Here is a 21,898-nt window from a genome sequence, read left to right as displayed (position 1 = left end):
AAGACAGTTATTTCAAGAACAACGCCATTGCCTTTTTAAACAGTCCACCATAAGGCGGCAATAATAAATTCAGACCATTGAGCTTGGTTTGTACAAAAATCGGCTTCATATGGCTGAGGCGTTCAAAGCCAGCCTTACCATGATATGCGCCAGTACCAGAGTCACCCACGCCACCAAACGGCAAGTCATGCTGAGCCACATGTATCAAAACTTCGTTGATACATAAGCCACCCGAGACCGTATTGTTACGCACGTTTTCGATACTGCTGTAATTGTCACTAAACACATATAGTGCCAATGGCCGTGGACGCGAGTTCACAAAGTAAATGGCATCATCAAGCGTCTCATAATGCATCAGCGGCAAAATCGGGGCAAAAATCTCATTTTGCATGAGGTCGCTGTCAGGCTCAGGCTCGCTGACGATGACTGGCGGCATTAAACGGGTCTCTATATTAGATTCAACGGCAGTTAACGCATGTAACTCGCCGCCTGTTAGCGCATCTAGATAGCCTTTTACCCGTTTGAACTGCTCACCATTAATAATGCGAGAATAATCTGGGTTTTCTTCGATATCAGGATAATGCTTGGTCATCCACTCTTTTGCGAGTTCGATAAACTGGTCATGGTATTGGCGCTGAATCAAGACATAATCTGGCGCAATACACGTCTGTCCAGCATTTAGTGTCTTACCCATCATCACTCGATTGACGACAGACTCTAGATTGGCATCATCTAGTACGATCACTGGTGATTTACCACCAAGCTCAAGCGTCACTGGCGTTAGATTTGGTGCAGCGGCAGCCATGACTTTTTTGCCCACCGCAGTCGATCCGGTATACAGCAGATGGTCAAACGGTAACTCACTAAAGGCGGCTGCAATCTCGACTTCACCGAGCACCACACAGATCATATCTGGCGAAAAATAACGAGCAATGGCGTCAGCAAACGTCTGAGCAAATTGCGGCGCAGCTTCACTCATCTTGACCATGATGCGGTTGCCCGCGGTGATTGCATCAATCATCGGGCCGATTGCTAAAAATAACGGATAGTTCCAAGGCACCATGATACCGACCACACCCAATGGCTGAGGCTGGATTTCATTATGGGCTGGCATATATAGCGCTGAAATCGGCGCACGATGGGCTTTCATCCATTTTCTGCCGTGTTTCTTGGCGTGGCTAATACCGGTAAAGCTAGGAAACAACTCAGCAAACTGCGTCTCTGACTGGCTACGATAGCCAAAGTCTGCACTAATCGCCTTTGCAAAACTCTCTTGGTTATCGCTAAGCATCACTTCTAGATTGTCTAGCTGCGTCGTACGTGTGCCCCAATCATTGATTGGCTGGGTACGGCTTAACATTTGCAAGCGTGAAAATTGCGCTTTCATCTCATCGATAGTCGTCGCCGTACTTAGTGCTTCAGGCACACGCTGCAGCGCAAAACCTGTCTCGGTCACTGGCTGCTCATGAGCGCTTTGGTTGCTATCTGTCATTTGTCTTCCTTGTCATAATCATAGTAATAGTCATAAGGTTTGTAGTCACTACATTATATTGGGTTAGAGGCTCTATCTTTCTAGTCAGGTGCGCTCTTTGATAACCTACTCTGACTATAAATTTCATCAGATTCCATTCATCATACTTTAATGTAGCGCATCGACTGAGCAATGAACAGCACCTTTGGTTGACTACTGCGTCTGTACTAGCAGTACCGCTATGAACCACTTGCCACTGTTCTATACCTATTATTTCGTCATCAATTGCTAGCTGTTTATTATTAGCATTTACGCCACTTGCAGACATTGCGACAGTATATATCTTTGGGCGATAGTCGCCAAAACTGCTACACTACCGATGAACATTATTTATTTTAAACTTGATAATAATAAGACAGATACTCTCATGCAAAATGACACACAACTCCTCAATGATACGCTTGTCAGCAAATCTCTATCAGCGGCCGATTATGTCCCTACTCTCGATGCGATGCTGGCACGCACCCTCGAACGTATCGATCTAAAAAAGCAACAAGGCCTACGTACGCCTGATGAATTATGGATTGTCGATCATAACGATGTCTACACGCTTGGACAGGCAGGCAAAGAAGAGCACATATTACAGCGCACTGATACGCCTATCATCAAGACCGATCGCGGTGGTCAGGTGACATGGCACGGTCATGGGCAGTTAGTAATCTATTGGTTGTTTGATTTAGACAGCCTCAAATGGAGTGTGCGCAATCTTGTCTCCCATGCTGAGCAAGCGATAGAAGATGTCATCAATGACTGTTTGCGTAGCTCACCATCTAATAGCGACAATATCAGTGCTCATGCGCGCCGCGATGCCCCTGGTGTCTACCTATATGCAGATACTGCTGCAACAGATGACAGCACCGCTACAGACAATAGCAATCTTGATAACAAGATTATGCTTGGCAAAATGGCCTCGCTAGGCTTTAAGATTAAGCATGGCTTTAGCTACCATGGCATTGCGATTAATTTAAATTGTGACTTGTCTTCATTTAACGCCATCAATCCTTGTGGCTATGCCGGCATGCAAATGTTGCGACTGTCTGACTTTGTAGCCATGCAGACAGATTCAGAGCAAACAGAGCTAGAGGCGCAGTCTAAACAGCAAATGAGCGATTCATTCAGCTATGAGACAGTCACTCAAAAACTTATTGATAACATCGCCAAGCGCCATGCTGGTCTGATTGAGTTGCGAGCTATCGCGCCTAAGTAAATTTTGAGCCTATTTTTGCATAATCTTTTTTTGCATAATATCTTGCACGCTTAGACTTAAGCATTAAGAGAAAATTCAGTACAAACTTGCTATAATCGCATGCAGTACAAATCGGACGCAGCAACTATCCTTGCTGGATCCCTAGCTCAGCCCCTTATTCAAACATTTAAAACAAAAGCAAATTGGAGCATTTTATGGCAGATTTTAACAAAATTTTGGACGCAGGCGACGTAGACGGCGGCATCATCAACGTAGTAGTAGAGATCCCAGTTGGTAGCAGCCATAAAATTGAGTGGAATCGCGAATTAGCAGTATTTGAGCTTGACCGTATTGATCCACAGATTTTTGCCAAACCTTGTAACTATGGTTTCATCCCACAAACACTTGACGAAGACGGCGATGAGCTTGACGTATTGCTATTGACTGAGCAGCCACTACCGACTGGTATTTTCTTAAAAGCCAAAGTTATCGGTGTCATGAAGTTTGTTGATGATGGCGAAGTAGATGACAAAATCGTTGTCGTACCTGCTGATGACCGTGATACAGGCAATGCTTACAACAGCTTAGAAGACCTACCAAAGCAGTTAATCAACCAGTTAGAGTTCCATTTCAGCCATTACAAAGACCTGAAAAAAGCTGGTACGACGGTTGTTGAATCTTGGGGCGATGTCGCAGAAGCGAAAGAAGTCATCAAAGAGTCTATCCAACGTTGGAAAGATCTATAATTATCAAATATTGGCAAAACTGCCAATAACGATAAATAATAAAATACCGCAGTCACCATAGTGGCCGCGGTATTTTTTTGCTTGAACATTGATTATCTAACATGGTTATAATGAGCATATTACTCATTCACACTTATACTCCGTAATAAGGACAGTCATGTTTAACCCCGACCCTAGCGCAAAACCGGTCAATACCAAGTTGCCAAGAGACGTCATTATGATGGTCGAAAAAAACAACCTAGTAATGGCCATTAAAACTTTGGCGGCAGACGAAAATATCAGTATGGATGAAGCCAAAAGTAGAATTGATGCTTATGAGACCCAGCTGAAAGTAAAGCAACAACAGAAGCTCAACACCATCGCTAGTAAACAAGGCATTCCAAATCAAGCCATCAGCTTTGATAGAGAGCAAGAGGAAGACGAGCCTGGACCATTGGTAAAAAACCGTGTTAAAACCACCAAACAGAGTCAAGGGTTTAAGGGGCTGCAAGATGGTGTCGATAGTCAATTGAATGACTTAGGCTACAAGAAACCTCTACTACCTTATTGGCTAAAACGACTGCTCGTGATCGCTGTCTTGATGATAGGAATATTTTTGATATTATGGCGAGTATTTGGTTAAGTGATTTAGCTAAATAAAGGACTGAATCAACATACCTTCTATAAAACTGCATACCGACTAGCTACAATTTAAGAATGTAGCTAGTCGGTATGCTAATTGAAAACCTGCCCTTGAATCTTTTCAAGCGTCCATTAATCTCAAATCACTTAGAACAATCCTTTATATAAAAAGTAACAGCCTACGACGGTCAACAGTACTGCAAAGCATTTTTTCAGCAACTGCGGCGATAATGCGTGAGCGACTTTTGCGCCTAGCTTGGCCATGAAAAAGCTCATGATGCTAATGCCTAAAAAAGCATAGATGTGAACAAAGCCAATCGTATTGGGCACGTCGACTTGAGCTTGCATGCCAAAGAACATAAACCCTAGCGCACCTGCAATCGCGATAGGCAATCCACAAGCGGCTGAGGTTCCAACGGCTTTTTGCATCACTACACCGTAACGGGTGAGATAAGGTACGGTTAAGCTACCACCGCCAATCCCAAAAATAGCAGAAGCGATACCGATACCCGCCCCTGCTGCTAGCTGTTTAGGCTTTGAAGGCAAGGCTATATGGACATTGCTAGCATCGTTATTTGCTTTCTTCTTACCACCCATAAACATTTTATAAGCAACCCAAAGCAAAAACACACCAACAATCAACTGGAGATACAACCCAGATATCTGTCCTGCGATCCCCGCCCCTAAAAAGCACCCTATTGCTAAGCCTGGCGTCAGATTTTTAAAGACAGGCCACATGACCGCGCCCTTTTTGTTATGCGCCATGAGCGAGCTTATGGATGTAACGATAATAGTCGCCAGTGAAGTACCCAAGGCCAAGTGCATAATACTGTCAGGACTGTAACCCATTTGTGTAAAGACGATAAATAGCAGTGGTACGATAATAGTGCCACCGCCCACTCCAAATAGCCCCGCAGCAAATCCTGCTAGCGCCCCTATTATTAAAAAAGTTATTAATTCCACAGGATAGTTACTTCTTATTTAGATTGAATGAGATGATAATTATAGTTAAACGACTGCTCAATATTGCACGAGCAATAGCCCATAGGCTTAGGTGTTGAATAATAGGTATTAGATTAAATAAGCTCTACTTGCCCTACTCTAGAATAGGCACGGTTAAAATAAACCAACCCTTCATCAGTTCCGCCTTGTGGCTCAGACTGGTTGATAGCAACAACGCGGCACATAAAGACGCTATGCGTGCCGACTTCTTGAATTTGTTCAATCTCACAATCAAAGCTGACTAAGGCATCCTCCAACACAGGAGCGCCTGTTTGTAATTGTGTCCAAGAACCATATTCAAATCGTTCTTCTGAACACAGTTTAGAGGCAAAAGCATTGGATAGCTGCTCATGTTGCGCGCCTAACACATTGACACTTAAAACCTTATTTTCCAGAAAGTAGCTATGTGACCGAGACGTTTGATTCATACAGACCAGCAAGGTCGGCGGTGTGTCTGTGACACTACATACTGCCGATGCTGTAAACCCATGTACGCCCGTTTCACCTGCTGTGGTCACCACATTGACTGCAGTCGTTAGCAAAGACATGGCATCTCTAAAGTCGGTCGCGTCAATCCTATCTTTAATCATTGCTTCAATCCCGAGAAACGTTAAAAATAACGTTAAAAAATAACGTTAAAAAATTGTGCTTCAATTTTAGTTTTGCAAAGGAAATTCCTTAAATAGAATTTCCTAAACGGCTAGACTCTAAGCAGTCAGTTCTTGACGAACGATTTGAGCACCAGCGCTTAGTGCTGCGAGCTTACCACGTGCGACTTGGCGAGACAAAGGTGCCATGCCGCAGTTAGTCGCAGGATACAGCTTGTCAGCATCGACAAATTGTAGCGCTTTGCGTAGCGTATCTGCCACTTCTTCTGGTGTCTCGATAGTGTTGGTTGCCACATCAATGGCACCAACCATCACTTTTTTACCACGAATCAATTCAATCAGATCCATGGGCACACGTGAGTTTTGACACTCCAGTGAGATGATATCGATTTTCGACTGTTGCAGTTTAGGAAATGCTTTTTCGTATTCGCGCCACTCTGAGCCCAGTGTCTTTTTCCAATCAGTATTGGCTTTGATGCCATAGCCGTAGCAAATATGGACAGCTGTCTCACATTTTAGGCCTTCAATGGCGCGCTCTAAAGTCGCAATACCCCAGTCGTTCACATCATCAAAGAACACGTTAAATGCAGGCTCATCAAACTGGATAATATCAACGCCAGCCGCCTCTAATTCTTTTGCTTCTTGGTTCAGGATTTTAGCAAATTCCCAAGCCAATTTTTCACGGCTTTTATAATGACCGTCATATAACGTATCAATCATCGTCATCGGCCCTGGCAACGCCCATTTTATTGGCTGATCGGTTTGCTGACGTAAAAACTTGGCATCATCAACGAACACGGACTTCGGGCGGCTCACGGCACCGACAACTGACGGCACACTCGCATCATAGCGATTACGAATTTTGACCGTCTCACGCTTCTCAAAGTCAACACCATCAAGGTGCTCGATGAATGTCGTCACAAAGTGCTGACGGGTCTGCTCGCCATCACTGACAATATCAATCCCTGCATGCTGTTGTTCTTGCAATGATACACGCAGCGCATCTTGCTTGGCTTCAAGCAACTGCTCGCCCTCTAACGCCCAAGGTGACCAAATTTTCTCTGGTTCTGCTAGCCAAGAAGGTTTTGGTAAGCTGCCAGCGGTAGACGTCGGTAATAATAATTTCATACGATTTATCTTCTAATTAATTTATTTTTTATTATGTTGATGAGTGATGCTCAGTTAAGCTGCTTGCTTCCTAGCCGTTTTCTTGTCAGCGGCTTCTTTTTGAGCAGTATCGCCTGTTACATCATAGTTTGCAGCCCATTCCTCAAGGATGGTTTGATACGGCTTGATAAAATGCGTCTCAGTAAATCTGCCTTGGGTCACTGCCATCTGACTGCGTTCAGCGCGGTCATAGACTACTTGAGTCAATGAATAATCTTGGTAATTCAGGCTAGGTTGATACACTTGTCCAGCGCTTGAGTTGGCGTTGTAAATCTCAGGACGGTAGATCTTTTGAAAGGTCTCCATAGTACTGATTGCACTAATCAGCTCAAGATCGGTGTAATCACTTAGCAAATCCCCTGCAAAATAAAACGCTAATGGCGCGGCGCTACCCTCAGGCTTAAAATAACGTACCGTTAAGCCCATTTTATGAAAGTAGTCGTCGGTCAACGAGTATTCATCTTGCTTGTATTCAATGCCCAATACAGGATGCTGATTGACAGTACGATAGTAAGTCTTGCTGGTTGACACGCTCAGGCAAATCACTGGTTTTTTGTGAAAATGAGCGTTGTAAGCCTCTGAGTTCAGTAAGTATTGAAACAATTTGCCATGCAACTCACCAAAATTATCTGGCGTTATGGATGCTAGGTTTTTGTCGCGATGCTCTGGTAACACAATACTAAAATCATAGTCACGCACGTAAGAGGAGAAACTGTTGCCAACCATACCGTCGATACGCTTGTTTTCTTTGTGATCCACAATCGTGGTTTTTAGCGTTTCGATAATAGGAAATGTCTGACCATTGCCTTTAACATCTAGATCGACAGAGATGATATCAACTTCAACAGAATAACGATCTGCTGTCAGATTGTCCCAATGCGCCAATGCATTGAATCGGTTATTGATCATGGTTAACGTTTTGCGTAAGTTCTCTTGGCGGTGCTCGCCGCGTGCCAAATTTGCAAAGTTAGTCGTCAAACGCGTGCTATCTGCAGGCTGATAGTTTTCGTCAAAACGAATGTGCTTAATTGAACAATTGAATTCTTTACTCATGGTGATCCGCTACCTTATTTATCTGAGATAAAACCAAATCTGTGTATGAGGTGAATCATACCGAAATCTAAACATGAATAAAAACGATACAATTTAAACATAAGATGAATTTCATTCATCTTACTGAAACTTAGATATAAAGGAAATTTAACAGCGGAAATTTTAAGGGTTCATTTAACGTATAACTAACCCCTTCCCATACTGGCGGCGAAGAAGGCTTTTATACTGCTTAAGAATATTTTTAAGGCATAAAAAAAGGATACCGTAGTATCCTTCTTATTCAAATTTGAGCCTGATAACACATCGATTCTAGTGATGCTCACCAGGAAGGATTTTAGCGAAGGCACGCTGAGCAAGGTTAGGCTTGCTATCAGTCGTTTGCGCAGCGGTCGAACTTGGGAAAATACGATAACCAATGGACTGGACGCCAACGTTAAAGGCTGGTACTAGTGAATAAGTCGCTGATGCAAATTTGCCCATATTACTAGCAATACTATTTGGCTTATGAACGATGGCTTTTGCGACCATCATCGCTGCTTCGTCAGGCATCAGTGCTGGCATATAGCGATATAGCTTGGTTGGCGCAATCATCGGGGTACGCACAAGTGGCATAAAGATATTGGTCACTTTGATGTTATCGCCTTTAACTTCAGCAGCCAAACAGCGACTAAATGCATCTAAGGCAGCCTTTGACGCGACATACGCTGAAAAACGAGGGCTGTTTGCCAACACCCCAATTGAAGAGATATTCACGATTTGACCGGTCTGGCGACCAATCATCGTCGGCAAGAAGCCAAGAATTATTTTGACGGCGCCAAAATAATTAATCTCCATGGTACGTTCAAAATCATGAAAACGGTTGACCGATTCATGCACTGAACGGCGAATCGAACGACCCGCATTGTTGACTAGTACATCAACATGCTTAAAGTCAGCCAAAATCTTTTCACTGGTTTTTTCAATCTCATCCATATTGGTAAGGTCGCATGGATAGTAGCTGGCCGCGCCGCCAAGTGTTTCAATATTTTCCTGGACCATTTTTAGCTTATCTTCAGTACGGGCCAGCAAAATAACATGCGCGCCGCATTCACTGAGCAAAAAAGCCGTACGCTCACCGATACCACTTGAAGCACCTGTGATGATAATATTCTTACCTTTGACAGCTTTGGTAATTGCTTTTTTCGAGAGATTGGCCATAAAAAGTCCTTTTCGTTTATTCTATAGTTATTGGCATTCGGTTATAGCATAGCAAAAAAATGTCGTAGGGAGTGAACAAAACCATAGTGGGCGTTAGCTAACGGAACTTTTACAAATTTCGTCGTCAACATAAATATTTATAAATACATTTTTAGCTTGTTGTTAATTACTAAGTACTAAGTGTTAAGTGCTATGCTTTTTTCTAATCCATTACGAGGAGTACCTGCTTTGATAGACACACTAACTCACTATATCGACTTAATTGCCAAAATGATCGAAGTCATTGGCGTCCTCATTATGTTTTTTGGACTATTTCTTGCTTTATATAGAGCTTTTCGAGCGTCTGGTCATTTTAATAATGATACTTATGTAGAGATCAGACAGACCGTAGGCAAGTCTATATTGTTGGGGTTAGAGGTACTAATCGCCGCTGATATCGTGGCTACTGTCGTCACCGAGCCATCGCTACGCAGCGTACTGGTGCTAGGTTTTATCGTACTGATTCGAACCTTTTTAAGCTTATCATTACAGGTTGAACTAGAAGGTCGATTCCCTTGGCAAAATAGAAAACCTGCGCCTGATAAACCGTCTGATACTGATAATCATACTGTGCCAATTGATAAAGCATAGCTGTTGGATAAAAATGCCATCAAAAAGCGATGCATAGACATGATTAGCACTGGTTTATAAAACAAAATTTAAACGATTACTACTCGTGCGCCTGCAAAAAAGTCTCGACCACTTTAAACTGTCCAGCCGTGCTTTCTTCACCATACATCGCCTGTCTAAAGGCGTTAGAGTTTGGAATACCTGTCGTATACCATGCGATATGTTTGCGAGCGATACGGCAGCCTGAGTACTCCCCGTAGAAATCATAAAGCTCTTGCAAATGGGCCAGTACGATCTCTTTTATCTCACTAACGCTCGGTGCCTCTGGGCGCTCGCCAGTACGCAAAAAATACTCAATATCGCGAAATATCCACGGTTGCCCTTGTGCAGCACGCCCAATCATCACCGCATCACAGCCTGTCATCTCATACACGTGTTGGGCTTTTTGTGCGCTATCGATATCGCCATTGGCAATGACAGGAATACTGATACTTTCTTTGACTTCGCGTATTAGCTCATATCGTGCATTGCCTGTATACATGTCTTCACGTGTACGGCCATGAATAGCAATCGCTGCAATGCCTGCCTGCTCAGCACGCTTGGCGACTCGTAAGATGTTTTCACGACCGTTTTCAAAACCTAGACGTGTCTTTAGCGTGACAGGTGCATCAACGGCATTGACCGTGGCATCTAACAATCGCGCGACCAAATCTTCGTCTTGCAACAATGCAGAGCCTGCCAGCTTACGACAAACTTTTTTGGCCGGACAGCCCATATTGATATCGATAATCTGTGCACCATTATCAATCTGATATCGTGCCGCTTCAGCCAGTTTGTCCGGCTCAGCACCTGCTATCTGTGCCGAAATAGGCGCAATCTCATTGTCAAAATTGGCACGGTACAAGGATTTTTTGCGTGCATAAAGGGCCGTATCAGCGATGATCATTTCGCTGACCGCATGACCTGCGCCAAATGATTTGCACAATCGGCGGAAAGGATTGTCCGTCACGCCTGCCATCGGTGCGACCATCAAACGATTTTCAATCGTCAGGCCACCGATATTTAATGGCTGTAATAGCGGATGATCAGACAAAGTCGAGGACGAAGGTAAAATGGGAGAATCAATAGACATAAAAAAACGGCTTGATTTGTAAGGAAAACAAGCCGTTATTCTAAGGATTCCTGCGTTTATTGCAAGCGATTAACGTGAATAGCTTGCATAAGCATTACTCGTTTTTGATATATTTCATGCATTATTTATCAAGCACACTGCCCTGCTCTAGTGTGATGTCATCATCATGCTCCTGCATGCGCCACGGCAGGCTATCAGGTGATACATTGAGGAAATGTAAATACTTCTCAAACTGATCGATGATGTCATTAATCACTGATTCAGATTTGTAGCCGTATAAGTCATAGGTCTGACCACCACGGCGTAGATACACCTCAGCGCGATGATGGTGCTCTTGTGGCAAGGTATCTGCGCTGTCTTCAGTATAATAATCAGGCGCATCATGCTCAGATAAGCGCACCTCATACCAAAACTCGACATCGTCACCACGCTGTAGCTCTAATACGGCTCGGTTATTGACCGCGTCATAATTGACTTCAGTCGTCCAGCCGGTTTCTGCAAATTTAGACGACACTTCCATCATCGAAGGCATAACCACTTCTTTGATATAACTTAAGACCTTTTCACGCGTTGGCTTATCGGTCATATAATCAATACGCTCGCGCCATGCAGACGGTTTGAGTAAATGCGGCGGCAGTCTGTTGTCATTACCGAGGCTTTGATTACGATGTCCTTCGATACGCAGCGCACGCCACATACCAAACATAGAGATCAGAATAATAACGGCAAAAGGTAACGCACTAACGATAGCTGCTGTTTGTAGGGCTTCTAAACCACCTGCAAGTAGCAATACTGCTGCGACAGCACCTTCAGTCACTACCCAAAAGCTACGCTGCCACCATGGTGTATCACTGCGACCACCTGCCGCTAGCGAGTCGATTACCAATGAGCCAGAATCCGATGACGTCACAAAAAAGGTAATAATCAATAAAATGGTCAACGACGACACAAATTCAGTAAACGGTAATCGCTCTAATAACTTAAATAAAGCAATCGCTTGGTTGTTTTGTACTTCACTGATTAATGAGGTATAGCCATCGACCATAATCATATGTAGGGCAGTATCACCAAACACAGAAAACCAGAAGAACGTAAAGAACGTTGGCACCAACATCACACCGAGTACAAACTCACGGATGGTACGACCACGGCTAATCTTGGCAATAAACAGACCGACAAAGGGGGCCCATGCAATCGTCCATGCAAAGATAAATAAGGTCCAGCTACCGATCCAATCGCTATTCTCATACGCTTGTAAGCTAAAGGTACGCTCAACGATATTACCCAAATAACTACCCGTATTTTCCATAAAGGCATTTAAAATAAAAATGGTCGGACCGACAACAAATACGAACAGCATCAATGCAGTTGCTAATAGCATATTTAAAATAGATAAGCGTTTTACCCCTTTGTCCATCCCTGCCAATACGGACACCAGTGCTGCTGATGTCACTAATGCAATGGCAATCACCTGTACGGTCGTATTCACTGGAATGATATCTGGCAATAGATAATTGAGTCCCGCATTAATTTGCGACACCGACAAGCCAAGACTGGTAGCAATACCAAACATCGTACCTAATATCGCAAACACATCGACTGTATGACCGATAGGGCCATGAATCCTGTCACCAATAATCGGGTACAGCGTCGAACGTATTGATAGTGGTAGACCATGACGAAACGCAAAATAAGCTAGTGATAAACCAACGACACCATAAATTGCCCAAATATGAAAACCCCAATGAAAATACGCTATTTGCATCGCCTCTTTTGCCGCAGCAATAGTCTGCGGATCCGACATTGGCGGACTAGAAAAGTGCATTACTGGTTCCGCTACCCCATAAAACAGTAGCGCAATCCCGTAACCTGCCGAAAACAGCATGGCAAACCATTCAAGGAATCCGTACTCCGCCTCAGCATGATCAGGGCCTAGCTTGATACTGCCATAAGACGAAAACGCCAGTACAATAATGAACATCAAAAACAGTGCCACTGCCAGCATATAAAACCAACCGAATGTCTCAGTCGTAAAACTAAGCACATCACTAAACAGAGCACCCGCTGCTTCAGGATTAATAGCCGTACCAATGACCAATAGCAGCATAATAATGGCGGCAGGTACAAAGACTGGTAATAAAATAGTCGAACGAGGTAATTTACTCATGAAAGATAATATCCTCAAAAGTTGACGATGCCGTTTTATGAAAATTTTTAATTAAGGCAAAGATTAGAAAATGTGTGTGAATGGTTATAATAATTATCACACTCTTTTCCAAAACCCTAGACAAGCGTTCAACTCGTAACATGACTTTAACGAATGTTACATGACTATTACCAAGACAATAAAAAAGGCAGCTTGCTAGCTGCCTTTTAATTATATATGTACTCTGTTTTAATAGTTTCTAACCTGTAAATACTCGCTAATTCATAAATACCAATATTTTTTGTACCTAAACAGAAGCAATCTGTTTCCTAACTAAGCATCAATCACTGCCGCCAGTTTCTGCGCAATATCTGCCAAATCATTGTTATCAGCTTGGGTTACTGCATGACGACCCAATTCATGGATACTTGATGGAATGAGGTGCACATGATAATGAAAGACTGTTTGACCTGCTTGTGAGCCATTTAACTGCATTTGGATAACACCTTCACGCTCGAACACTTGACGTTGGGCTTGCATGACCTTTTTAGACGTCATTAACACAGCAGCGGCATACTCTGGCTCAAGATCGGCCAAATCAACAGCTTTTTGCTTCGGTATCACCAATACGTGGCCTTCTGCTTGCGGCATGATATCCATAAAAGCAAGGGTTTTATCGTCTTCATACACTTTATGATACGGAATATCACCATTTAACATTTTGGCAAAAATATTATTGTCATCATAAGCAGTTTGTTGATTTACTTCAGTCATTATTTCTTCCTTTAAGGGTTTTATTATTAGTTAATTAATAGCTTAATAGCTATCAAAAATAGATAAAAGTGTCTGTCATATAGTGGACGAAATATGACTTTAGTACAAGTCAGTATGACAATCGAATTTGAAAAATATCAAGCCATATTCCAACCATGCTAGCTCACTAATTTATTGGCGAGTCATGCCTTTAAAATGTTATATTAACCCTCTATTTTAATAACGCTATGTTTATGGATTTGCCTACTTTGCCAACTCAAACAAATATGGATAATACTGCTGCAACCCTTGATAATCAGGAAGAACACTCTGATATTGAGAGTGAAAGTGGTACTCAAACCATTGATCCGAACGCTATCATATTAGCAGAAGCATTGACTGATAAAGCCATCAGCTGGCAGATACACAATTGTAAAATTATAAAGAAGACTGTCACGCAAGATTTGCCACTGCCTTTTTTGTATCACTATGACAGTTTAGATGATGCGATCAAACAAACGCACCCACTCACTCCTGAGTTACTGCTTCAATTTAATACACCCATGTCGGCTCATGAAGCTGCCAAATTAATCGGCATTGACGAGGAGCTGCTGACCAGCCCTTGGCATGTGAAAATTATCGGCTCGTTGGTCGTCTTTAGTGAGGCATTGCAGTTGGCTGTACGGCTACACTGGACCAATACGGGTAAAGAGACGCAGCAGATATATACCAAAGATACTGCCGACGCTATTATTGCCGCTTTTAAAGACTGGCAGTTTTTTGGTCGTGTAGACGTCCTTTATAAAAATAATAAGCAAATATTAATTAGTATTGACGAGCTAAACCCTAACACGCAAGCACTACCTGCCGAGTCACTGTTGACGATTGAAGCTAGTAGTGATTATCAGCAGCTACTGGCTACTCATGCGCTTGCAGCCATTGTAAAATTAGAAGCAGACAAAGCCGATCTTCCTTGGTTTGACAAAGCCATATTAGAACGTATTGAGTAGCTATTTTGAACAACTGTTTTTTCGCTTATCACTTGTGATTATTAATTCGTTATTATTAATTCACTGTTATTAGCATATTGTTTTTAGTTATTCATATCTAATGGTATGGTAACGAATTAGTATTATTCACTAGTACTCACTCTCTATAAAAAGCACACTATCCCTATTAAAACTGAGGGTGCACATTTTAACAACCCCGCCTATTTGTAAGGAATATCACATGGATTATCGCTCAAAAACCTCTACCGGCGGTCGTAATATGGCAGGCGCGCGCGCATTATGGCGTGCAACCGGCATGACTGACGGCGACTTTGGCAAGCCAATCATTGCGATTGCTAACTCTTTTACCCAGTTTGTACCCGGCCATGTGCATCTAAAAGACCTTGGACAACTGGTCGCCCGTGAGATTGAGCAAGCAGGCGGCGTTGCAAAAGAATTCAATACCATTGCGGTCGATGATGGTATTGCGATGGGCCATAGCGGTATGTTGTACTCGCTACCAAGCCGCGATTTGATCGCTGACTCTGTCGAGTATATGGTCAATGCCCACTGTGCAGATGCACTAGTTTGTATTTCTAACTGCGACAAAATCACTCCGGGTATGCTGATGGCCGCCATGCGCCTTAACATTCCAGTGGTGTTTATTTCAGGTGGTCCAATGGAAGCGGGCAAAATCTTAGCCAGTACCGTTGGTAAGAGCCACAATACCGATAGTAGTGACAGCAGTGCTGTTCGCAAACTTGACCTTGTCGATGCGATGATGGACGCTGCTGATGATAGCATCAGTGATGAAGACGTCGCCGCTATCGAAGCTTCAGCCTGCCCTACTTGTGGCTCATGCTCTGGTATGTTCACAGCAAACTCGATGAACTGCTTGACCGAAGCTTTAGGTCTAGCTTTACCAGGTAACGGCTCACTACTAGCTACTCATTCATTGCGCCGCGAGCTATTCTTAGAAGCGGGTCGTACGATTGTCTCATTAGCCAAGCGTCGTTATGAGCAAGATGATGACTCTGTACTACCACGCTCTATCGCTACCAAAGCTGCTTTTGAAAACGCCATGAGCTTAGATATCGCCATGGGTGGTTCTACCAATACCATCTTGCATCTACTTGCTGCGGCCAATGAAGCAGAGATTGACTTTAAGATGGCTGACATTGACCGTCTAAGTCGCGGTGTACCTTGTCTGGCAAAAGTAGCCCCTGCCTCACAGAAATACCATATGGAAGATGTGCATCGTGCTGGCGGTGTCTTTGCATTACTTGCTGAACTTGATCGCGCCGAGTTACTAAAAACTGATGTACCGACTATCCATAGCGCAACGATGAAAGAAGCGATCGGTAAGTGGGACATCATGAACCCTGACAACCATGAAGCTCGCGCACGCTTCCTTGCAGCACCTGGTGGCGTACGTACCACAGAAGCGTTCTCACAATCAAAAGAGTGGTCAAACCTCGACGTCAACCGTGAGTCAGGCTGTATCCGTAGTGCCAAACACGCCTACTCTACAGATGGCGGCTTAGCCGTACTATATGGCAATATCGCTGAGCGCGGCTGCGTGGTCAAAACTGCAGGCGTTGACGAAAGCATCTTGACCTTTACTGGTCGTGCGCGACTATTTGAATCACAAGATGATGCGGTTGCTGCGGTATTGGCTGATCAAATCGTTGCAGGCGATGTGGTCATCATTCGCTACGAAGGCCCTAAAGGCGGCCCTGGTATGCAAGAAATGCTTTATCCAACGACTTATCTCAAGTCAAAAGGATTGGGTAAAGAATGCGCCCTACTGACTGATGGTCGTTTCTCTGGTGGTACATCAGGTCTATCAATTGGTCATGCTAGCCCAGAAGCTGCTGAAGGCGGTGCGATTGGTTTGGTTGAAGAAGGCGATAGTATTCATATCGATATCCCAAATCGTACCATCAATATGCAAGTAAGCGATGCAGACTTAGCTGCTCGCCGAGAAGCTATGGAAGCGCGTGGTCGTGATGCATGGAAGCCTGTCAACCGTGATCGTCATGTCTCGCCAGCATTACGTGCTTATGCGGCTATGACTACCAGCGCTGATACTGGTGCCGTACGTGACGTGAGTCAAGTGGAGCGCTAGTCTGTAAGCTATCAATGCTCCAGACATACTGATAAAAACATATTAAGCCTGCGCAATGCAGGCTTTTTTTCACCAAAAAACAACGTAGCTGTCGTTTTGATAACTATTTTTTGCGGTAATTATTTTATTTTGACGTCATGATAAAGGGTATCCGTGACTGACTATCAACTATTGCTGTTAATTGTCATCAATATCTAAAATTACCCTCTTAAAATCGACCCTTAAAACATAACGACGTGCGTAAACCTTATGATTGAAAAATATAACTTATTCTTATTAATCTGCGGGATTGCCTTTTTACTCGGGGCCTTGTTTCCTGTTATTTTTAAGCGCACCTCTATCTCATTACCGATGCTCCAAGTCAGCTTCGGTCTGATGATGGGCTACTGGTGGACGTCTTTATCCTTTTTAGACCCACTTGATAACGGTTTACTCATCGAAAAGCTGACTGAGATTGTTGTATTGGTCTCATTGGTTGGTGCTGGTATTAAAATCGATACAGAGTTGTCTTGGCGATTGTGGCGACCAACAGTAAGACTGCTACTCATTACCATGCCTATTGGTATTTTTGCGATGGCAGTCTTGGGGTATTACGCGTTTGGTTTGAGCCTTGGTGCAGCTATTTTGTTAGGTGCAGTGTTAGCGCCTACTGATCCAGTGTTAGCTTCGAGCATTCAGGTGGGACCTCCCAATACAGGAGGAGAAGACACACCACGCTTTACTTTAACGTCAGAGGCAGGATTGAACGATGGTCTGGCTTTTCCGTTTGTGTATCTAGCGATTAAGATCGCAGAAGCGTTCAGTGAGGGCAAAGCCTTTACTTACGATATGCTATGGTCGTGGTTTACTCATGATGTCTTATGGAAGATTGGCGCAGGCGTAGTGGTAGGTGTATTGGTTGGTAAAATATTGGCCAAAGTCGTGTTTTCTAAACACACTCGCGAGACGACCATTTCGCAAGGCTATGTGGTTATTGCGTTGACGCTACTAGCCTATGGACTTGCAGAGTATGTACACAGTTATGGCTTTATCGCTGTATTCGTGGCCGCATTTGCATTTCGTCGCTCGGAGTGTGAGCATACTTATCACCAAAAACTGCATGATTTCGCTGAGCAATCAGAAGGCTTATTAATGTCATTGGTGCTAGTTATCTTTGGTATGTTCCTAGGTCAAGGGCTGCAGGCAGGTGTCGAGCTGACATGGCGTGTCTATATCGTTAGCTTTACCTTCCTACTACTTATACGTCCGATTGGTGGATTTATTGCCTTATCAGGATTGAACTTACCTCATACTGAAAAATATGCGATATCAGCTTTGGGTATTCGCGGTATCGGTACTTTGTATTATCTGTCCTATGCGCTTAATCAAGGTTTCTTCGCGGATGAAGATGCGCTTAAATTGTGGATTGTTTGTTCAATTGTCATTTTGACTTCTATTTTTATCCATGGTCTCAGCGCATCAAGATTGCTTAAAATGACACCAAACGAGCAGCATTAACATTAATGCTGCTTATATTTAAAACAGAATCAATTCGTGATTAAAACTAGCCTAATTAAAGTATCTCTTTTACCCAGCTCAAGACGGCTTCTGTCAGCGCAAACTGACGAACGTCATTGAGCATAGTGGTATCAAAATTATGAATAAAAGCAAATGACAATTGGCGCTCAGGGTCGCACCAAGCAACCGAACCGTTATACCCCATATGCCCAAATCCTGATAAAGCAGGACTCATTCCCTTATCCGTATCATCATTGTTAGCATACAAACTAAATAATCTATGGTAGCCCAATCGCCATTTCATAGCTGCTGGCATAACCGCATCTAAACCCTCAACCTGCGGAGTAGATAACTGCTCAAAAGTAGCACTATCAATCAGTGCATTTCCTTGCCATATACCGCCATTAGCGAGCATTGCGTAAATCGTTGCCAGTGCTTTAGCGGAAGCGACACCATTTGCCGCTGGAATGACCGCCTGTAATGTTTGACGGTTATGATAATCAAGGGCATGTTTGCCAGCAGGTATCAGCGCCGCCTTATAGTTTTTTAGATTAAGCTGAGTGGTATTGAAATATAAGCTATTAATACGCGCCGTATTTAATACAGGTTGCACGTTATCAATATCAGAGCTATCTAGGCTGTCATCTAGGCTACTTTGCGTCTCAGCTGCACGTTTGTCATTTAGCATTTTCTGTTGCCAGTAATGATAACTAGGTAAGCTTGCATAAGTACGTAAAGTCTCTTGAGAATCTACTTTTAAGGTTGGTTTTTGGCGTCTCGATTTTAATTGGGAGCTCGTATCCTCTGTTTCTTCAAAATCTTTGGCCAATTTTGCCACCTGATCTACTTTGCTATCTGGCACACCAAAATAGCAGCTGTCGGCAATACCCAGAGGCTCTGTTAGATACTGGCGCAGTGCTTCAGCGAATGATAGATTCGTGACCGCATCTACTACGCCGCCCAATACCCAACCGTAGACTAATGCACTATAAGCGCTGTCATACTTGGTAGCATCTTCGGGAGAGGTAATGGACATCGCTGCAATGTGGCGCAGCATCGTATCCCAATCGAGTACCGTCTCGCTGTCGACATCGATACTTTGAATCGAAAACAAATCGGCTTGATGTGACATGACTTGTCGCAACGTAATTTGGTCTTTACCATTTGCAGCAAACTCTGGCCAGTAATGGGCAATAGGTTTGTCATATTCGATCAGTTGCTGCGAAACTAGCACATGAACCAACGTTGCCAATACCCCTTTACCAGTAGAAAAATTAATCGCTAACGTATCAGGCTGCCACGGCATATCAGGACGTGCCATACCTGTACTGGCTTGTGCTATACACTGGCCTGCTTGATACACGGCCACAGCCCCGCCAGCAGGTGCATCATCAAGCTGTAAATCTGTCAGTAATTGCTGTAATTTGTTTTGAAAGTCAGCGTTTATAGATATATTAGAATTTTCTGTATTATGATCCATTATTATTACCTTGCTCCAGTGATATGAATTATTCTATTTTTAAGATGATAGTAATACACAAGCTATATAAAATATTTGAACCAGTATAAATGAATTGTGAGCCAATAAAAAAGGCCACCTATTGGTCGCCTTTTTTATTATTTATTTCGATGATATTTTTAGAGTTTGCCAACGTCTAAGACAGCACTAATATTCAACGCCACAAATCTAGTTAACGCGGTACTAACAAACGGTTATGAACTTCTTGTTCAAGCTTGGTCAAACCATGACTGCGACCACGTTCCATCGCTGTATCCATCTTACGTCCACGCAACCATCCTGCCCTCAGCGCTATTGCAGCTCCCACTCTATTGCCCGACCCACAGTGCATAGCGATTTTTTTGCCATGATGTTGGCGTAATACATTATCAAACGCCAATATCTTAAGCTGCTTTAGCTCTTTAGCACCGCTGATAGGCAGTTGTTCGTAGTGCATACCTGCTCGCTCAACTGCTGATGCCTCATCAAAGCTCAACTCATCATCAGGCTGCAAGTTGATAACCAGCTCGACGCCCGCTTTCGCTAAAGCCGCGACTTTTTCGTCATCTAATGCACCGCACACGATAGTGTTTGCATCTGGACGAAAATAAGGCTCAAAGATATCGGCCAAATCAATGCCATTATCGGCACTAATAATATGCATGTTAGCGCCGCTATCGTTAGCAGCGACCGTATCGGTTGCTATCGAGCTCTCTGTTTGATCTACGTCTATCGCATTTTCTTCTGAAGGCATGTTTTGTGAAGTCATAATAATAAATATGTACGTTAAATATGGCTGTTAAAATAGAAGCTTTATGATGTTTATGCTACTTGCTGTCACTCTTTAGGGTTACAACACCCGCCAAATGCGGTTTATTGTTTTTAGAGCTATACAGTCCAAACTCACAAGTATCATCTACGTTTTTGAGCTGGGCTACTGGCTCAGCAATCAGCTCTACTTCAGCTGGCAAAAAGATAGGCAGCTTAAATGAGACGTCAATTGTGTAAGCATCAGGCAAATCACCCATCAGAGCAAGACACTTAGCTTTTGACCACATACCGTGCGCAATCGCTTTAGGGAAACCAAACGCACGTGCTGATAGCGGATGCAAATGAATCAAGTTAAAGTCGCCTGAGACAAAGGCATAACGACGACCGATATCTTCTGGCACTTCAAAAATGCTATGAACACCTGCTTCGTTTACTTCAGGCTTGACCATGACCGGACGCGGCGCGCTCTTCTTATCTTTACTGCTAGGTTTCTTGCTACGTGATAAATAAGTCGATGTACCTTCCCAGATGACTTCATCTTCTGACTTTACGATAGTGACAAAGTCAAACTGCTGACCTTGAGCATGATCACGCAGGTTATCAAAAGTGACCGACATTGCTACCGTTTCACGCTCTCCAATCGGGCGATACTGGGTGACGCTATTATCAACGTGAACAAGACCTAACATGGCAAATGGGAACGGCTCTTTGACCATCATGTTCATCTGCAGCGTCTGTGACAATACCGAGAAGTAAGTCGCTGGCACTTTACCATCATCAGCAAAACCGCAAATTTTGCGATAGTCATCTAGATTTTCTTGATCGATATGCAAGTCATCTACATAGTAAGTAGATTGTGGCAACTGGTCTCTACTGACCTTGCCACCATTACCGATAGGCAATAAGCTTTTGACAATATTGGCATAAGTGGTGTGCGCTTTTGGCAACGCATCATAATGTTTGTCTGACATAAGTACATCCTAAGTGTGGCTTGAACAAGTTCTTTAACGTATATAGAGACAATCTGCAGTCATTGACTAAAGCCTACTATTAAATCATCTAATAAGCATTAAATTTAATCAACCTCATGAGTATCTTTAATAGCAAAAAATAGTTTGGCTATTGGTTCTTGTGTTTTTATCATAAAAAAGCCACCCTTGGGCAGCTTTATTACACTTTATCAAAGATTATTTCGTAAGCATATGTGATACAAACGAGAAATAATAGCTTATGTGATACAACTACTGTCTCTATCTGTACCTTA

Annotated in this window: 19 protein-coding genes; 7 read left to right on the top strand and 12 right to left on the bottom strand. The window is 43.3% G+C overall.

Annotation, left to right across the window (positions count from 1 at the left end):
- Window positions 1–7: 7 nt before the first annotated feature.
- Window positions 8–1,492, bottom strand: coding sequence for a coniferyl aldehyde dehydrogenase (locus tag CXF62_RS13415; RefSeq protein ID WP_102094768.1), 1,485 nt, complete (start codon window positions 1,490–1,492; stop codon window positions 8–10).
- 406 nt (window positions 1,493–1,898) lie between these two features.
- Between CXF62_RS13415 and lipB the strand changes: the two genes are divergently transcribed.
- The 3 genes from lipB to CXF62_RS13395 all read left to right on the top strand — a co-directional run bounded on the left by lipB (window position 1,899) and on the right by CXF62_RS13395 (window position 4,085).
- Entirely contained in the window at window positions 1,899–2,738 is an 840-nt protein-coding gene (gene lipB / locus CXF62_RS13405) for a lipoyl(octanoyl) transferase LipB (protein ID WP_102094766.1), read from the top strand.
- A 194-nt stretch (window positions 2,739–2,932) separates the two neighbouring features.
- Window positions 2,933–3,463: an inorganic diphosphatase gene (locus CXF62_RS13400; protein WP_102094765.1), complete on the top strand. Its 531-nt coding sequence runs from the start codon at window positions 2,933–2,935 to the stop codon at window positions 3,461–3,463.
- A gap of 157 nt (window positions 3,464–3,620) precedes the next feature.
- On the top strand, window positions 3,621–4,085 hold the full coding sequence (locus CXF62_RS13395) for a hypothetical protein (RefSeq protein WP_102094764.1): 465 nt from the start codon (window positions 3,621–3,623) through the stop codon (window positions 4,083–4,085).
- Window positions 4,086–4,231: 146 nt separating this feature from the next.
- Here the strand turns inward: CXF62_RS13395 and CXF62_RS13390 are convergent, their stop codons facing one another.
- From CXF62_RS13390 to CXF62_RS13370, 5 genes are all read right to left on the bottom strand, one after another.
- On the bottom strand, window positions 4,232–5,047 hold the full coding sequence (locus CXF62_RS13390; RefSeq protein WP_102094763.1) for a sulfite exporter TauE/SafE family protein: 816 nt from the start codon (window positions 5,045–5,047) through the stop codon (window positions 4,232–4,234).
- Between the two features lie 113 nt (window positions 5,048–5,160).
- Complete coding sequence (locus CXF62_RS13385; RefSeq protein ID WP_102094762.1) at window positions 5,161–5,676, bottom strand: flavin reductase; 516 nt, start codon at window positions 5,674–5,676, stop codon at window positions 5,161–5,163.
- 117 nt (window positions 5,677–5,793) lie between these two features.
- A complete protein-coding gene (locus CXF62_RS13380) occupies window positions 5,794–6,822 on the bottom strand; it encodes a methionine synthase (RefSeq protein WP_102090954.1) in 1,029 nt (342 codons plus the stop codon).
- A 54-nt stretch (window positions 6,823–6,876) separates the two neighbouring features.
- Complete coding sequence (locus tag CXF62_RS13375) at window positions 6,877–7,914, bottom strand: DUF1852 domain-containing protein (protein ID WP_102094761.1); 1,038 nt, start codon at window positions 7,912–7,914, stop codon at window positions 6,877–6,879.
- 309 nt (window positions 7,915–8,223) lie between these two features.
- On the bottom strand, window positions 8,224–9,111 hold the full coding sequence (locus CXF62_RS13370) for an SDR family NAD(P)-dependent oxidoreductase (RefSeq protein ID WP_102094760.1): 888 nt from the start codon (window positions 9,109–9,111) through the stop codon (window positions 8,224–8,226).
- Window positions 9,112–9,339: 228 nt separating this feature from the next.
- Here CXF62_RS13370 and CXF62_RS13365 point away from each other — a divergent pair, with 228 nt between their 5' ends.
- Complete coding sequence (locus CXF62_RS13365) at window positions 9,340–9,741, top strand: DUF1622 domain-containing protein (RefSeq protein ID WP_197707720.1); 402 nt, start codon at window positions 9,340–9,342, stop codon at window positions 9,739–9,741.
- Window positions 9,742–9,820: 79 nt separating this feature from the next.
- On the opposite strand, the gene dusB is transcribed toward CXF62_RS13365, so the two are convergent.
- The 3 genes from dusB to CXF62_RS13350 form a co-directional block, all read right to left on the bottom strand.
- Window positions 9,821–10,852, bottom strand: coding sequence for a tRNA dihydrouridine synthase DusB (dusB, locus tag CXF62_RS13360; protein WP_102094759.1), 1,032 nt, complete (start codon window positions 10,850–10,852; stop codon window positions 9,821–9,823).
- A 121-nt stretch (window positions 10,853–10,973) separates the two neighbouring features.
- Window positions 10,974–13,019 carry a BCCT family transporter gene (locus CXF62_RS13355; protein ID WP_102094758.1) on the bottom strand — a complete coding sequence of 682 codons (2,046 nt, stop codon included), beginning with the start codon at window positions 13,017–13,019 and terminating at the stop codon, window positions 10,974–10,976.
- 312 nt (window positions 13,020–13,331) lie between these two features.
- Entirely contained in the window at window positions 13,332–13,772 is a 441-nt protein-coding gene (locus CXF62_RS13350; protein WP_102094757.1) for an HIT family protein, read from the bottom strand.
- A gap of 233 nt (window positions 13,773–14,005) precedes the next feature.
- On the opposite strand from CXF62_RS13350, the gene CXF62_RS13345 reads away from it, so the two are divergent.
- The 3 genes from CXF62_RS13345 (at window position 14,006) to CXF62_RS13335 (ending at window position 18,365) form a co-directional block, all read left to right on the top strand.
- Window positions 14,006–14,761, top strand: a complete 756-nt coding sequence (locus CXF62_RS13345) for a hypothetical protein (protein WP_102094756.1) — start codon at window positions 14,006–14,008, stop codon at window positions 14,759–14,761.
- Window positions 14,762–14,981: 220 nt separating this feature from the next.
- A complete protein-coding gene (gene ilvD, locus CXF62_RS13340; RefSeq protein WP_102094755.1) occupies window positions 14,982–16,868 on the top strand; it encodes a dihydroxy-acid dehydratase in 1,887 nt (628 codons plus the stop codon).
- A 249-nt stretch (window positions 16,869–17,117) separates the two neighbouring features.
- Entirely contained in the window at window positions 17,118–18,365 is a 1,248-nt protein-coding gene (locus CXF62_RS13335; RefSeq protein ID WP_102094754.1) for a cation:proton antiporter, read from the top strand.
- 55 nt (window positions 18,366–18,420) lie between these two features.
- Here the strand turns inward: CXF62_RS13335 and CXF62_RS13330 are convergent, their stop codons facing one another.
- From CXF62_RS13330 to CXF62_RS13320, 3 genes are all read right to left on the bottom strand, one after another.
- The gene (locus CXF62_RS13330; RefSeq protein ID WP_102094753.1) at window positions 18,421–19,845 is read right to left on the bottom strand and encodes a serine hydrolase domain-containing protein; all 1,425 of its coding nucleotides are present in this window, start codon (window positions 19,843–19,845) and stop codon (window positions 18,421–18,423) included.
- A 211-nt stretch (window positions 19,846–20,056) separates the two neighbouring features.
- Window positions 20,057–20,632 (bottom strand): protein tyrosine phosphatase family protein, encoded by a 576-nt coding sequence (locus CXF62_RS13325; protein ID WP_371546670.1) that lies wholly within the window; start codon window positions 20,630–20,632, stop codon window positions 20,057–20,059.
- A gap of 58 nt (window positions 20,633–20,690) precedes the next feature.
- Window positions 20,691–21,605, bottom strand: a complete 915-nt coding sequence (locus CXF62_RS13320; RefSeq protein ID WP_102094752.1) for a MaoC family dehydratase — start codon at window positions 21,603–21,605, stop codon at window positions 20,691–20,693.
- Between the last annotated feature and the right edge of the window lie 293 nt (window positions 21,606–21,898).

It is taken from the genome of Psychrobacter sp. MES7-P7E (assembly GCF_002863645.1).
In the GTDB taxonomy this organism is placed as follows: Bacteria; Pseudomonadota; Gammaproteobacteria; order Pseudomonadales; family Moraxellaceae; genus Psychrobacter.
The sequence above is the reverse complement of the archived record's forward strand: the minus strand, read 5'-3'. Positions and strand labels throughout refer to the sequence as shown.